The following is a 12,640-nucleotide window of genomic DNA, read 5'->3' on the forward strand; positions in this document are numbered from 1 at the left end:
CGGGTGGGCCGGGACTACCCGACCCTTCCTCTTCATGGACCCTAACGCGCAGGTGGGACAACGCCATCCCGCTTCTCCAACTGTTCGCTGGGAGCGCAAGGTCAGCAGAGGGCACAAGGGTTGTGGGGGCTCGGGAGCCGGTACGACGGCGGGCCCCGGACGTGGTGCGTCCGGGGCCCGCCGCGTGGTTCAGCTCCGACCGGCCGGGCCGGTCAGGACGAGCCTCAGGCCTCGTTCTTCTCGTCGGCCTTCTCGTCGGCCTTGTCGGCGGACGCCTCGTCGGTCGCGGCCTCGGACTTCTCCTCGGCGGCGGCCTCGGTGGCCTCCTCCTCCTCGTCCTCCAGGTCGACGACCTCACCGTTGGTGTCGACGACCTTGGCGGCCTCGACGACGACGGCGAGCGCCTTGCCGCGGGCGACCTCGCCGACGAGCATCGGCACCTGGCCGCCTTCGACGACGGCCTGGGCGAACTGGTCGGGGCTCATGCCGGAGGAGGCCGCGCGCCGCATGAGGTGCTCGGTGAGCTCCTCCTGGTTGACGTTCAGCTTCTCCTTGTTGACGAGCTCGTCCAGGATGAACTGGGTCTTGATGCCCTTGACCGCCTGCTCGGAGGTCTCGGCCTCGAACTCCTCCAGCGTCTTGCCCTGGATCTCCAGGTACTTCTCCAGGTCCAGGCCCATCTGGCCGAGCTGGTGGTGCTCCAGGTTGTGCTTGCGGGTCTGGACCTCGTCCGCGAGGAGCTTCTCGGGGATCGGGACCTCGGCCAGCTTGAGCAGCTCGTCCAGGACGCGCTCCTGGGCCTGGGTGGCCTGGTCGTACTGCTTGGTGTTCTCCAGGCGCTTGCGGCTGTCCTCGCGGAGCTCGGCCAGCGTGTCGAACTCGCTCGCCATCTGCGCGAAGTCGTCGTCCAGCTCAGGCAGTTCGCGGGAGGCGACGGCGGTGACCTTGACGGTGACCTCCGCTTCCTTGCCCTCGGCGGAGCCGCCCTTCAGCTCGGAGGTGAAGGTGGCCTCGCCACCGGCCTCCAGGCCGGTCACGGCCTCGTCGATGCCGTCCAGGAGCTCGCCGGAGCCGATGGTGTACGAGACACCGGCGGCCACGCCGTCCTCCAGGACCTCACCGTCGACCTTGGCCTCCAGGTCGATCGTCACGACGTCGCCCTCGGCGGCGGCGCGCTCGACCGGCTCGGTGGAGGCGAAGCGCTCGCGGAGCTGCTCCACGGCCTTGTCGACGTCCTCGTCGCTGACCTCGAGGGCGTCGACGGTGACCTCGATGCCGGAGTAGTCCGGAATCTCGATCTCGGGGCGCACGTCCACCTCGGCGGTGAAGGCCAGCAGCTCGCCGTCCTTCAGCTCCGTGATGTCGACCTCGGGCTGGCCCAGGACGTTGAGCTCACCCTCGTTGACCGCCTCGGTGTAGAACTTCGGGAGGGCGTCGTTGACGGCCTCCTCCAGCACAGCACCACGGCCGAACCGCTGGTCGATGACCCGGTTGGGGATCTTGCCCTTACGGAAGCCCTTCACCGTGACCTGCTGGTTGATCTTCTTGTACGCCGCGTCGAGGCTGTCCTTGAGCTCCTCGAAGGGCACCTCGATGCTGAGCCGAACCCGAGTCGGGTTCAGGGTCTCCACGGCGCTCTTCACGGTTCGGTCTCCTTGGTGGCTGACTTCTTGGGGTTCTGCTGGGCCGCCGAGCGGCGGCTTCGCGGATCGAGCCCGGTACATCAGACACGCGGGCACGCAATTTGCATAGTAACGGCAAGCGCGATGACTCCCACAACGCGATCCCGCCGTGCGATCTGGCTGGTGGTCGGGGTGGCCGGATTCGAACCGACGACCTTCCGCTCCCAAAGCGGACGCGCTACCAAGCTGCGCCACACCCCGTCGGTGCGACACGTAGGGTACATGGCCGCGAGCACCGCTTCGGACGCGTCACGGGGCGGCTCGCGGGCGGCCGGACGGGGGCGCACCGATACGGGTGTGCGCGCACCTTCTCCGACCCGCTACGATGCTTCCCGTACCGCGGTCCCCGGACCGGCGGTGCGGTGCACGCGGGCGTAGCTCAATGGTAGAGCCCTAGTCTTCCAAACTAGCTACGCGGGTTCGATTCCCGTCGCCCGCTCCAACGGCTCAGGGCCGGGTCGGAGGTTCGTCCTCCGACCCGGCCCTGACGCTTTCACCAGGACGCGTCCGGACCGCCGGGCCCGCCCGGGATCCGTGGATCCCGGGCGCCGGGTCAGAAGCTGATCTGGTTGATCGTCTGGGCTATCGAGTCCATGAATCTGCTGATCGAGGGCGCGATGCCCGTCGACGCCAGGAAGAAGCCGAAGAGCACGGCGACGACCGCGGGGCCGCCCTTGAGTGATCCGCCGCGGATCAGCACCACCAGGACGATCCCCAGCAGAAGCACCACAGACAGTGAAATGGCCACGACTGATCACACCCTCGGTCGGTCCGCCTTGCCGGCCCGGCGGTGTGCGGCCGAGCACACCCCCGTCGGGTCCATCGTGCCACCAACTCCCCCCGGCCCGCTGTCGGCTGACACGCCGTACTGATCGGATCGCGCCATCCTCGCGCCCGCGTGCGCCCGGTGTGCTCCGGCGCGGGAAGGGAGCACGGGGCCCTTCGCCGGGTGCCGCACGGGGTGCCACCCCCGCGCCGGGAAAGCTGTGGATTCGCTGTGTACGAAAGCGGTCGAATTAATGCTCGACATGACCGTTTCCATATCCGCACGGTTCATCCACAGGTGTTCTCCAGCCCCTCGTCAGCCACCGTCCGAAATGCGTGCGAGGAATTTCACTTCACCGATCCACCCGCCAACTACGGCCCGCTATGTCCCCTTTGGTGGGGGTCAATCGCGCCATAGCGGTCACCGGGCGCTGGTTTCGCTTTTGATCAGCCGGGAACACGCGTTATCTCCGAGGAGTTTTACCGCTGCCGATCGACGGGTCTAAGGTGCCTTAAATGTTCAGTGCTCCGAGCGCGTTTCAGAGGGCCGCCGTCCCGCCGGACTCCCAGGAGCCGGAGTCCAGACACCCCCGGCCCACGGGTGAGGGCGCGGTCGCCACCGCGACGGCACCGGACCGCGCCTCGGACCCCACCACGGACCCCGCCCCCGCTCCCGCCAAGCACCGCGACGCCTGGTTCGACAATGTGAAGTACCTCGCGATCGTGCTCGTCGCCGTGGCCCACGCCTGGGAGCCGGTGATGGACGACAGCCGCGCCACGCGGGCGCTGTACATGGTCGTCTACGCGTTCCACATGCCGGCCTTCATCCTCGTCTCCGGCTACTTCTCACGCTCGTTCGACATGAGCCCGCGCAAGGTCAAGCGGCTGGTCAGCACGGTCGTCGTGCCCTATGTGCTGTTCGAGACGGCGTACTCGCTGTTCCGGCGGTACGCCGGGGGGTACGACGACACCCCGATCTCGCTGCTCGACCCGCTCTTCCTGACCTGGTTCCTGGTCGCCCTGTTCATCTGGCGCGTCACCACCCCGCTGTGGCGGTCGCTGCGCCACCCGCTGCCGATCGCCGTCGCCATCGGTCTGCTGGCCGTGACGACCCCGGAGATCGGTGACGACCTCGACCTGCAACGCGTACTGCAGTTCCTGCCGTTCTTCGTCCTCGGGCTCGTGCTGAGGCCCGAGCACTTCGAGCTGGTCAGGCGCCGTGAGGTGCGCGTGCTCGCGGTGCCGCTGTTCGCCGGCGCCCTGGCCCTCGCCTACTGGCTCGCGCCGCGCACACAGCTCGGCTGGCTCTACCACAGCAGCAGCGCGCAGGAGCTGGACGCGCCCTGGTGGTCGGGCGTCGTGATCTACCTCGCCATGCTCGCCTGCGCCCTGGTCCTCACGATCGGGTTCCTGGCCCTCACCCCGCGCCGCCCCCTGTGGTTCACGGTGCTGGGCGCCGGGACGATCTGCGGCTACCTGCTGCACGGCTTCCTGGTGAAGGGGGCCGGGTACTTCGGGCTGTTCGACCGCTACCCATGGCTCTCGAACCCGGTCGGGCTCGTGGTCGTCTCGGTCGTCGCGGCCGCCGCGGTGACCCTGCTCTGCACCCCGCCGGTCCGCCGGGCGCTGCGCTTCGCCACCGAACCGAACCTGGACCGGATGTTCCGCCGGGAGCAGGCCCGGCGCTGAGCCTGTCCGGATCGGTACCGTCCCCGGCCCCGCCGGCCGCCGCGCTCGACGTGGCGGCCCGCGGGGTTGGCCGAATTCCGCCGTCCCGGGGTCAGTTCGCCCCCGGTAGCCCCAACAACCCGCGCACCTGCGCATACTTCGCCGTCAGCCGGGTACGGACCGCCGGGTCCAGCACCGCGAGCCGGGCCGGATCCGTGTTGTGCGCCAGATCCGCCTCCTTGATCAGCAGGGCGCCCGGGGTGGCGAGAATCCGCCCGGTGTAGGCGCCGAGGTCCTCGCCGTTCCGCTTGGTGACGGCGAGGACCATCTCCTTGACCCGTGCGGGCAGCGGGGCCTCGTCCAGCCACCGGCGTGTGAGCGCCCCGTCCTCGACGGCGTCGTGCAGCCAGGCCGCGGCGATCTGCCCGTCGTCGCCGCCCCGCGCCCGTACCCCCTCGGCCACCGCGGCCAGATGTTCGGTGTACGGGCGCCCCGCCTTGTCCCGCTGGTCGCGATGGGCCTCGCGGGCGATCGCCTCGACCTCGGCCAGGGTCAGGTACGGGGGCGTCATGCGGCGACTGTAGCCCCCTGTTCCCGTACTTCGAAGGGTGCAGAGTTGCCGAGTCAATCGTTCGGTAAACTAATTACTGACGATTTCTTGACGCCCTCTTGACCGAGCAAAGGATCAGGCTCATCGGACACGCAGACATCCTCATCGCCATGGGAGGCGCCTTCCTGGCCGCCGCCGTCCTCGCCCGCGTCGGCGGCCGTATCGGACTGCCGACCATCCCCCTGTTCATCCTGGCCGGAATCCTGCTCGGCCCGCACACCCCCGGGGCCGTCATCGTCGACGACCCCCACGAGCTGGAGATGCTCTCCGCGCTCGGCCTCGTCCTGCTGCTCTTCTACCTGGGACTGGAGTTCCACCTCGACGACCTCAAAGCGGGTGGCCGCAAGATGGTGCTCGCGGGCACCGTCTATCTGATCCTCAACGTCGGCGCCGGTCTCGGTTTCGGCTTCCTGCTGGGCTGGGGCACGTCCGAGGCGCTGGTCATGGCCGGTGTCATCGGCATCTCCTCCTCGGCGATCGTGACCAAGATCCTGGTCGACCTGAAACGCCTCGGCAGCCCGGAGACCAAGCCGATCCTCGGCATCATCGTGGTCGACGACATCTTCCTGGCCCTGTACCTGGCCGCCCTCCAGCCGGTCCTGTCCCACTCGGACGGCCTCGGCGCGGCCCTGCGGGACGGCGGCAAGGCGTTCGGATTCCTGCTGCTGCTCGCCCTGGCCGCCCGCTTCGGCACCAGGGTCATCAGCAAGCTGATCAACACCCGGGACGACGAACTCCTGGTCATCTCCTTCCTCGGTGCGGCGGTCTTCGTCGCCGGGATCTCCGAGTGGTTCGGGGTCGCGGACGCGATCGGCGCGTTCATGGTGGGCCTGATGCTCGGCAGCACGACCTCCGGGGCCCGCATCCTGAAGCTGGTCCATCCGCTGCGGGACGCCTTCGGGGCGATCTTCTTCTTCGCGTTCGGTCTGTCCATCGACCCGGGCGACCTGCCCAGCGTGATGTGGCCGGTGCTGGCCGCCGTCGTCCTGACGGTGGCGATGAACGTACTGTCCGGCATGTTCTCGGCGCGGGTGTACGGCTTCGGGGCCCTCGCCGCGTCGAACATCTCCACCACCCTGATGGCGCGCGGCGAGTTCGCGCTGATCCTCGCCACCATGGCGGCGGGCGCCGGGCTGGACGAGCGGCTCTCACCGTTCATCGCCGGCTATGTCCTCGTGCTCGCGGTCCTCTCCCCCCTGGCCGCCGGGCGCTCCCAGTGGCTGGCCCGGATCCTGCCCGGAGGCCGCGCCGAGGAGCGGAAGGCGGAGAAAGAGCCGGCGCCGGTCTGAGGGTGTCCCGGGTGCGGCACCTCCCCCCTCCCGCACCCGGGCACCCACGTTCGAGTGGGAAGCGGACACCACATTGACGACCGATCCGTTTGTACGGTTTCGCCCGGCCCCGGAGCGGCTGGTTCGCCCGGCTCAGGCACGGCCGGTCCGCCCGGCTCAGGCGCGCCGGGAGAGCAGCAGCAGCGCGCGGTCGTCGTTGACGTCCTTCGCGCAGGCCTCGATGAGGTGCCAGGCCGCGCCCTCGAAGCCCGTGGCGACGTAGCCGTCCGCCTCGCCGGTCAGCCGGTCGATGCCCTCCGACAGGTCCCTCTCCGAGGTCTCCACCAGGCCGTCCGTGAAAAGCATCAGGACGTCACCGGGGGCCAGCGAGCCCTTCACGGCGTCGAACTCCGCGCCGTCGTACACCCCCAGCAGCGGGCCCCCGGCGGTCATCTCCTCCCACTGGCCGCTGCCCGCGTGCAGTTGGAGGGCGGGGGGATGTCCGGCGGAGAGGATCTCGTAGTCGCCGGACTCCAGGTCCAGGACCAGGTGGATCGAGGTGGCGAAGCCCTCGTCCCAGTCCTGGCGCAGCAGGTAGCCGTTGGCGGCGGGCAGGAAGCCGTGCGACGGGAGCGATCCCAGCAGGCCCCCGAAGGCGCCGGACAGCAGCAGGGCGCGGGAGGCGGCGTCCATGCCCTTGCCGGAGACGTCGGTCAGCACCACTTCCAGGGTGCGGCCCCCGTTGGTGCGGGCGGCGACGACGAAGTCCCCGGAGAAGGACTGGCCCCCGGCCGGCCGCAGGGCCATCTCGCGGTGCCAGCCCTGGGGCAGCCGCGGCAGGGCGCTCTGCACCCGGATGCGCTCGCGCAGGTCGAAGAGCATGGTGCCGCCGCGCCGCCAGGGCACCCCGACCCTCGCCCGGAACTGGGCCAGGACCAGTCCGAAGAAGCCGCAGGCGGCGATGGTCAGTACGGTCCCCGGGGTGACCGCGGCGGGTTCCTTCAGGTAGGGGCCGAGACGGACGGATTCCACGATCAGCGCGGCGGCCGCGGTGGCGTAGAGGCCCAGCAGGCTGGCCGGCCGCAGCAGCAGACCGCCGACGACGATCGGCAGTGCCAGCAGGGCGGGTGAGAACCACACCGGGTCGATCAGGGTGGCGAAGGTGATGGCCGGCACGAGCAGCAGCAGGCCGGCCAGGGCTATCCGGTCGGAGCCGTCGCCGCGGAAGGAGTCGACCCCGGACCGGCGCAGCGCGACGCGGGCCCGGTGCACCGATCTTCGCCACCGGGCCGTGTATGCGTCTGCTCCTCCGCGACGGGCCATTGTCGGGACCCTATCCATCCGACGGCCTCCGGTGCAGGGGGACCCCGTGACAAAGTGCCCGAACCGGTGTCGACCGAGCGAAGCGCCCCTGGTAAGCAGGTCACATGAACACAGAATTGCGGATTCCGTCTGTCGCCGACTGGGACGCCTGGCTCGGCTGTCTCGAACTTGCGTTCGGCGGGGTTCCGCTCACCCCCGAGTCCCGTGAGATGTACGCCACGCTGTCGCGTCCGGACCGTTCGCTCGGCCACTGGGACGGCGAGGAGTGCGTGGGCACGGCGGGGGCCTACCCGTTCCGGGTGACCGTGCCGGGCGGCGCCGCGGTGCCGGCCGCCGGGGTGACGATGGTGAGCGTCGCCGCCACGCACCGCAGGCAGGGCCTGCTGACGTCCATGATGCGCCGTCAGCTGGACGACGTCCGTTCCTGGGGCGAGCCGATCGCCGTGCTGAAGGCATCGGAACCGGCCATCTACGGACGGTTCGGCTACGGCGCGGCCACCCCCGAGACGGCGCTGCGGATCGACACCGACCGGGTGCGGCTCGCCCTGCCGCCGGGCACGGACGGGGTCCGGCTGCGGCGCGCCTCGCCGACCGGGGCGCTCGACGCCTGCGAGGCGGTGTACGCGCGGCTGGCGGCCGGCCGTCCCGGTACCCCGGTCCGGCAGCCCGGCTGGGAGAAGATGCCGGTGAACGACCCGGCCGCGCACCGGGAGGGCGGCTCCCCGCTGATCTGCGTCCTCGCGGAGCGGGACGGGAAGGTCACCGGCTATGTCACCTACCGGGTACGGCCCGCCTGGGAGGAGGCCGGTCCCCGGGGCACGGTCGCGGTCCGCGATCTCGCGGCGCTGGACCCCGCCTCGTACGCGGCGCTGTGGCGCTTCCTGTTCGGGATCGATCTCACGTCGGCGGTCGAGTGCGGCAACCGGCCGGCCGACGACGCCGTGCTCCAGCTGGTCTCGGACGTCCGGCGCTGCGAGGTGCGGCTGCGGGACGGACTGTACGTACGTCTGGTCGATCTGCCCGCGGCGCTCCAGGCCCGGCGCTACCGGGCCCCGGTGGACGTGGTGCTGGAGGTGGAGGACGCCTTCTGCCCCTGGAACACGGGGCGTTGGCGGCTGACGGGCGACGCCGAGGGCGTGGCGTCCTGCCGGCCGACCGAGGACCCGGCGGATCTGGTGCTGTCCGTACGGGAGCTGGGGGCCGCGTACCTGGGCGGGGTGTCGCTCAGCACCCTGGCGTCGGCGGGGCTGGTCCGGGAGGAGCGGGCGGGGGCGGTGGCGGAAGCGGCCCTGGCGTTCTCCTGGGACGTCGCCCCGTGGTGTCCGCACGAGTTCTGAACCGTGGCCGGGGGCGGCCCGTTCCCCGGCCGTCGTACGGGCGGGGTTCAGCGGGGGCGCTGGCAGGCCGGGCACCAGAAGAGGTTGCGGGCGGCGAGGTCCGCCGTGCGGATCCCGGTTCCGCAGATGTGGCAGGGCTGCCGGGCCCGGCGGTAGACGTAGACCTCGCCGCCGTGGTCGTCGACGCGCGGCGGGCGGCCCATCGCCTCGGGCAGGTGCTCGGGACGGACGGTGTCGATGCGGTTGGTGCGTACGCCCTCGCGCATCAGCACACGGAGGTCGGCCCACACGGCCTCCCATTCGCCCCTGGTCAGCTGCTTGCCCGGGCGGTACGGGTCGATGCCGTGCCGGAAGAGGACCTCCGCGCGGTAGACGTTGCCGACGCCCGCGACGACCTTCTGGTCCATCAGCAGGGCGGCCACCGTGACCCGGCTGCGGGAGATGCGGAGCCAGGCGCGCTCGCCGTCCTCGTCCTCGCGCAGCGGGTCGGGGCCGAGCCGGTCGTGTATCGCGCGCTTCTCGTCCTCGCCGATCAGCGCGCAGGTGGTGGGGCCGCGCAGGTCGGCGTAGTCGGAGGCGTTGGCCAGGCGCAGCCGGACGGTGTCGGTGGGCGGGGGCGCCGGGGTGGTGCCGAAGCCGAGCTTGCCGAAGAGGCCGAGGTGGATGTGGATCCAGTCCGGGCCGTCGAAGCCGAGGAAGAGGTGTTTGCCGTGGGCGTCGGTGTCCGTGAGGGTCCGGCCGTCGAGCAGGGCGGCGCTCGCGGCGAACTTCCCCTGCGGACTGCTCACCCGGACCGGGCCGCCCGCGAACCGTGCGCGGTGGTCCTCGGCGAGGCGGTGGATCGTATGCCCCTCGGGCACGGCGGGTCTCCTCGGTGGAACGACCGTGCCGCCGGGCGACGGGCCGGCGGCACGGGAGGACGGGGTGGGCTACGCGGCGGCTCTCAGCCCTGCTGCGGGTGGTGGGCCGGGACCGGCGGGAGCTCACCGGTGTTCTCGTACGCCGTGAGCATCTCGATCCGGCGGGTGTGGCGCTCCTCGCCGGAGTAGGGGGTGTTCAGGAAGATCTCGACGAACTTCGTGGACTCCTCCACCGTGTGCATGCGGCCGCCCACGGCCACCACGTTGGCGTCGTTGTGCTCGCGGCCGAGCGCGGCGGTCTGCTCGCTCCAGGCGAGTGCGGCGCGGACGCCCTTGACCTTGTTCGCGGCGATCTGCTCGCCGTTGCCCGAGCCGCCGATGACGACGCCGAGGCTGTCCGGGTCGGCGGCCGTCCGCTCGGCGGCGCGGAGGCAGAACGGCGGGTAGTCGTCCTGGGCGTCGTAGATGTGGGGCCCGCAGTCGACGGCCTCGTGGCCGTGGGCGGTGAGCCACTCGACGAGGTGGTTCTTGAGTTCGTAGCCGGCATGGTCGGAGCCGAGGTACACGCGCATGTGCGAAGTGTGACACGGACCGGGCCGGGCGGCCGTCGGCGGGGTCGGGGCGCGGCCGGGGCGCGGGGGGCCGCCGACCCGGTGCCCGGACGGCCGGGAGGCCCGCCGGCCGGGTGTGTCACCACGGTCCGGCGAGCCCGGTACGGCTTCAGCCGCGACGCCCGGCGATCTTCCAGGAGGCGGGCAGGGCCCCCATCGCCAGGGCGGCCTTCAGGGCGTCGCCGATGAGGAACGGCACCAGGCCGGCCGCGACGGCGGCGCTCATCGACATCCCGGTGGACAGGGCCAGGTAGGGCACGCCCACCGCGTAGATCACCAGGGAGCCGACGGCCATCGTGCCCGCGGTGCGCAGCACCGAGCGGTCGCCGCCCCGGCGGGCGAGGCCGCCGACGACGGTGGCGGCGAGCAGCATGCCGAGGACGTAGCCGAAGGAGGCGCCGCCGGGGCCGGAGCTGCCCTCGGAGAACCACGGCATGCCGGCCATGCCGACGAGCGTGTACAGGGCGAGGGAGAGGAAGCCGCGGCGGGCGCCGAGGGCGGTACCGATGAGCAGCGCCGCGAAGGTCTGGCCGGTGACGGGGACCGGGGAGCCGGGGACGGGCACGGCGATCTGGGCGGCGATGCCGGTGAGGGCGGCGCCCCCGACGATCAGCGCGGTGTCCACCGCGTAGCGGTGCCGGGCTGCGGGCAGCAGGTCGGCGAGGACCGCTCCGGAGCGGACGGGGGCGGCAGCAGTACTCATCGGGACTCCGCGGGTGAGGGGTCGGCAGGGGACTGAGGGCGACGTTAGCCGACCCGGCCTCGCGCGATCACCGTCAGCCGCCGACAAAGCGGCCGGTGAGGGGTTGGTGGGGTTCGCACAAAGACCCCGGCGCAATCATCTCTTGGCGTGATGCTGGTCACGGTGGTGGGAGCGGACATCCGCCTGACGCACGCTCATGACCCCGCGGGGGCGTGACTGTAGGGTCCCCATAACGCGGGCGGGCGTCGGGGCGGTGCGCGGGTGTACACCGTGTGTGAGCGTGGTGACCGTATTGCGGACATCCGTTCCCTGTGGCGGTACGCGTGCTCAGACTGTGGGACGACCGAGTACCGCCCAGCGAACAGAGCCGTTCATGTCCCGGACCTCCGCTCCGCCCCCCACGGACGCCGCACCCCCCGCCGACTCCGCCCTCACCCACGGCCTGAAGCAGCGTCACCTCTCGATGATCGCCCTCGGGGGCGTGATCGGGGCCGGGCTGTTCGTCGGCTCCGGCGCCGGTATCGCCGCCGCGGGCCCGTCCGTCGTCCTCGCCTACGGCATCTCCGGGCTGCTGGTGATGTTCGTGATGCGGATGCTGGGCGAGATGTCGGCCGCCAACCCGGCGTCCGGCTCCTTCTCCGTGCACGCCGAGCGGGCGATCGGCCCGTGGGCCGGGTTCACGGCGGGCTGGGCGTTCTGGGTCCTGCTCTGCGTGGCGGTCGGGCTGGAGGGCATCGGCGCCGCGCAGATCGTCACGGGCTGGCTGCCGGGCACCCCGGAGTGGGCCTGGGTGGCGCTCTTCATGGTGGTCTTCCTCGGCACCAACCTCGCGGCCGTGAAGAACTTCGGTGAGTTCGAGTTCTGGTTCGCCGCGCTCAAGGTGATCGCGATCGCGCTGTTCCTGGTGCTCGGGGTGCTCGCGCTCCTCGGGGCGCTGCCCGGCCACGACTCCCCCGGCACCTCGAACCTCACCGGCGGGGGCGGGTTCCTGCCGAACGGTTCGGAGGGCTTCATCATCGGGCTGCTGGCGTCCGTGTTCGCGTACGGCGGTCTGGAGACCGTCACCATCGCGGCGGCCGAGTCCGAGAACCCGGTCCGGGGCGTCGCCAAGGCCGTGCGCACGGCGATGTGGCGGATCGCGGTGTTCTACGTCGGTTCGATGGCGGTCGTCGTCGCCCTCGTCCCCTGGGACGACCCGAAGGTCGCGGAGGTCGGGCCGTTCTACGCGACCCTCGACCACCTCGGCATCAGCGGCGCGGCGGAGATCATGAACGTGGTCATCCTGATCGCCCTGCTCTCCGCGATGAACGCCAACATCTACGGCGCCTCGCGCATGGCCTGCTCCCTGGTGGCACGCGGCCAGGGACCGAAGCGTCTCGGCACGGTCTCCTCGGGGGTCCCGCGCACCGCGGTGCTGGTCTCCTCGCTCTTCGGCTTCCTGTGCGTGCTGCTCAGCTACTGGCGCCCCGACGACGTCTTCCCGTGGCTGCTCAACATGATCGGCGCGGTGATCCTGGTCGTCTGGATCTTCATCGCCGTGTCCCAGCTGATCCTGCGGGGCCGGACGGAGCGGGAGGCTCCGGAGAAGCTGGTCGTCCGCATGTGGCTCTTCCCGGTCCTGACGGTGGCGGCGCTGCTCGCCATGGCCGGCATCTTCCTGCTGATGCTGCGTCAGCCGGACACACGTGACCAACTGCTGGCCACCGGTGCGCTGACCGCGCTGCTGGTCGCCATCGGTCTGGTACGGCAGAAGCGGGCGGAGCGCGGTCCGGGCGCCTGATATTCCGGTGGCCGGCGGGGCGCCCGGGTTGAG

The 12,640-nt window shown here is 71.2% G+C and carries 10 protein-coding genes, 2 tRNA genes and 1 pseudogene; 5 read left to right on the plus strand and 8 right to left on the minus strand.

Going from position 1 to position 12,640, the window contains the following annotated elements; genetic code table 11:
- Positions 1 to 224 precede the first annotated feature (224 nt).
- Both tig and B9S64_RS09885 read right to left on the minus strand, forming a co-directional pair.
- Positions 225 to 1,643, minus strand: coding sequence for a trigger factor (gene tig, locus B9S64_RS09880; protein WP_164343735.1), 1,419 nt, complete (start codon positions 1,641 to 1,643; stop codon positions 225 to 227).
- Positions 1,644 to 1,806: 163 nt separating this feature from the next.
- Positions 1,807 to 1,883: transfer RNA gene (locus B9S64_RS09885), tRNA-Pro, on the minus strand.
- A 167-nt stretch (positions 1,884 to 2,050) separates the two neighbouring features.
- On the opposite strand from B9S64_RS09885, the gene B9S64_RS09890 reads away from it, so the two are divergent.
- Positions 2,051 to 2,124, plus strand: a tRNA-Gly gene (locus B9S64_RS09890).
- Between the two features lie 111 nt (positions 2,125 to 2,235).
- On the opposite strand, the gene B9S64_RS09895 is transcribed toward B9S64_RS09890, so the two are convergent.
- Positions 2,236 to 2,430: a hypothetical protein gene (locus B9S64_RS09895; protein ID WP_028439713.1), complete on the minus strand. Its 195-nt coding sequence runs from the start codon at positions 2,428 to 2,430 to the stop codon at positions 2,236 to 2,238.
- A gap of 533 nt (positions 2,431 to 2,963) precedes the next feature.
- On the opposite strand from B9S64_RS09895, the gene B9S64_RS09900 reads away from it, so the two are divergent.
- Positions 2,964 to 4,136 carry an acyltransferase family protein gene (locus B9S64_RS09900; RefSeq protein ID WP_103491233.1) on the plus strand — a complete coding sequence of 391 codons (1,173 nt, stop codon included), beginning with the start codon at positions 2,964 to 2,966 and terminating at the stop codon, positions 4,134 to 4,136.
- 59 nt (positions 4,137 to 4,195) lie between these two features.
- On the opposite strand, the pseudogene B9S64_RS09905 reads toward B9S64_RS09900, so the two are convergent.
- Positions 4,196 to 4,686, minus strand: a pseudogene (locus B9S64_RS09905) (HD domain-containing protein); the annotation flags it as partial.
- Positions 4,687 to 4,835: 149 nt separating this feature from the next.
- Between B9S64_RS09905 and B9S64_RS09910 the strand changes: the two are divergent.
- Positions 4,836 to 6,014: a cation:proton antiporter gene (locus B9S64_RS09910; RefSeq protein WP_103491231.1), complete on the plus strand. Its 1,179-nt coding sequence runs from the start codon at positions 4,836 to 4,838 to the stop codon at positions 6,012 to 6,014.
- Positions 6,015 to 6,170: 156 nt separating this feature from the next.
- Here the strand turns inward: B9S64_RS09910 and B9S64_RS09920 are convergent, their stop codons facing one another.
- On the minus strand, positions 6,171 to 7,316 hold the full coding sequence (locus tag B9S64_RS09920; RefSeq protein WP_103491229.1) for a PP2C family protein-serine/threonine phosphatase: 1,146 nt from the start codon (positions 7,314 to 7,316) through the stop codon (positions 6,171 to 6,173).
- 104 nt (positions 7,317 to 7,420) lie between these two features.
- Here B9S64_RS09920 and B9S64_RS09925 point away from each other — a divergent pair, with 104 nt between their 5' ends.
- Positions 7,421 to 8,653, plus strand: coding sequence for a GNAT family N-acetyltransferase (locus B9S64_RS09925; RefSeq protein ID WP_103505252.1), 1,233 nt, complete (start codon positions 7,421 to 7,423; stop codon positions 8,651 to 8,653).
- Between the two features lie 47 nt (positions 8,654 to 8,700).
- On the opposite strand, the gene B9S64_RS09930 is transcribed toward B9S64_RS09925, so the two are convergent.
- The 3 genes from B9S64_RS09930 to B9S64_RS09940 all read right to left on the minus strand — a co-directional run bounded on the left by B9S64_RS09930 (position 8,701) and on the right by B9S64_RS09940 (position 10,827).
- The gene (locus B9S64_RS09930) at positions 8,701 to 9,513 is read right to left on the minus strand and encodes an Fpg/Nei family DNA glycosylase (RefSeq protein WP_103491228.1); all 813 of its coding nucleotides are present in this window, start codon (positions 9,511 to 9,513) and stop codon (positions 8,701 to 8,703) included.
- Positions 9,514 to 9,596: 83 nt separating this feature from the next.
- Positions 9,597 to 10,085, minus strand: coding sequence for a ribose-5-phosphate isomerase (locus B9S64_RS09935; protein ID WP_028439706.1), 489 nt, complete (start codon positions 10,083 to 10,085; stop codon positions 9,597 to 9,599).
- A 148-nt stretch (positions 10,086 to 10,233) separates the two neighbouring features.
- Positions 10,234 to 10,827 (minus strand): biotin transporter BioY, encoded by a 594-nt coding sequence (locus B9S64_RS09940; RefSeq protein ID WP_103491227.1) that lies wholly within the window; start codon positions 10,825 to 10,827, stop codon positions 10,234 to 10,236.
- A 373-nt stretch (positions 10,828 to 11,200) separates the two neighbouring features.
- Between B9S64_RS09940 and B9S64_RS09945 the strand changes: the two genes are divergently transcribed.
- The gene (locus B9S64_RS09945) at positions 11,201 to 12,607 is read left to right on the plus strand and encodes an amino acid permease (protein WP_103491226.1); all 1,407 of its coding nucleotides are present in this window, start codon (positions 11,201 to 11,203) and stop codon (positions 12,605 to 12,607) included.
- Positions 12,608 to 12,640: the final 33 nt, after the last annotated feature.

Origin of the sequence: Streptomyces sp. SM18, assembly GCF_002910775.2 — a bacterium.
Lineage (GTDB): Bacteria > Actinomycetota > Actinomycetes > Streptomycetales > Streptomycetaceae > Streptomyces > Streptomyces halstedii.

Bases quoted from the DNA above. Each gene is read 5' to 3' on its own strand.
- B9S64_RS09900 (WP_103491233.1), top strand. From the start codon at position 2,964: ATGTTCAGTGCTCCGAGCGCGTTTCAGAGGGCCGCCGTCCCGCCGGAC.
- B9S64_RS09910 (WP_103491231.1), top strand. From the start codon at position 4,836: ATGGGAGGCGCCTTCCTGGCCGCCGCCGTCCTCGCCCGCGTCGGCGGC.
- B9S64_RS09920 (WP_103491229.1), bottom strand. From the start codon at position 7,316: ATGGCCCGTCGCGGAGGAGCAGACGCATACACGGCCCGGTGGCGAAGA.
- B9S64_RS09925 (WP_103505252.1), top strand. From the start codon at position 7,421: ATGAACACAGAATTGCGGATTCCGTCTGTCGCCGACTGGGACGCCTGG.
- B9S64_RS09935 (WP_028439706.1), bottom strand. From the start codon at position 10,085: ATGCGCGTGTACCTCGGCTCCGACCATGCCGGCTACGAACTCAAGAAC.
- B9S64_RS09940 (WP_103491227.1), bottom strand. From the start codon at position 10,827: ATGAGTACTGCTGCCGCCCCCGTCCGCTCCGGAGCGGTCCTCGCCGAC.
- B9S64_RS09945 (WP_103491226.1), top strand. From the start codon at position 11,201: ATGTCCCGGACCTCCGCTCCGCCCCCCACGGACGCCGCACCCCCCGCC.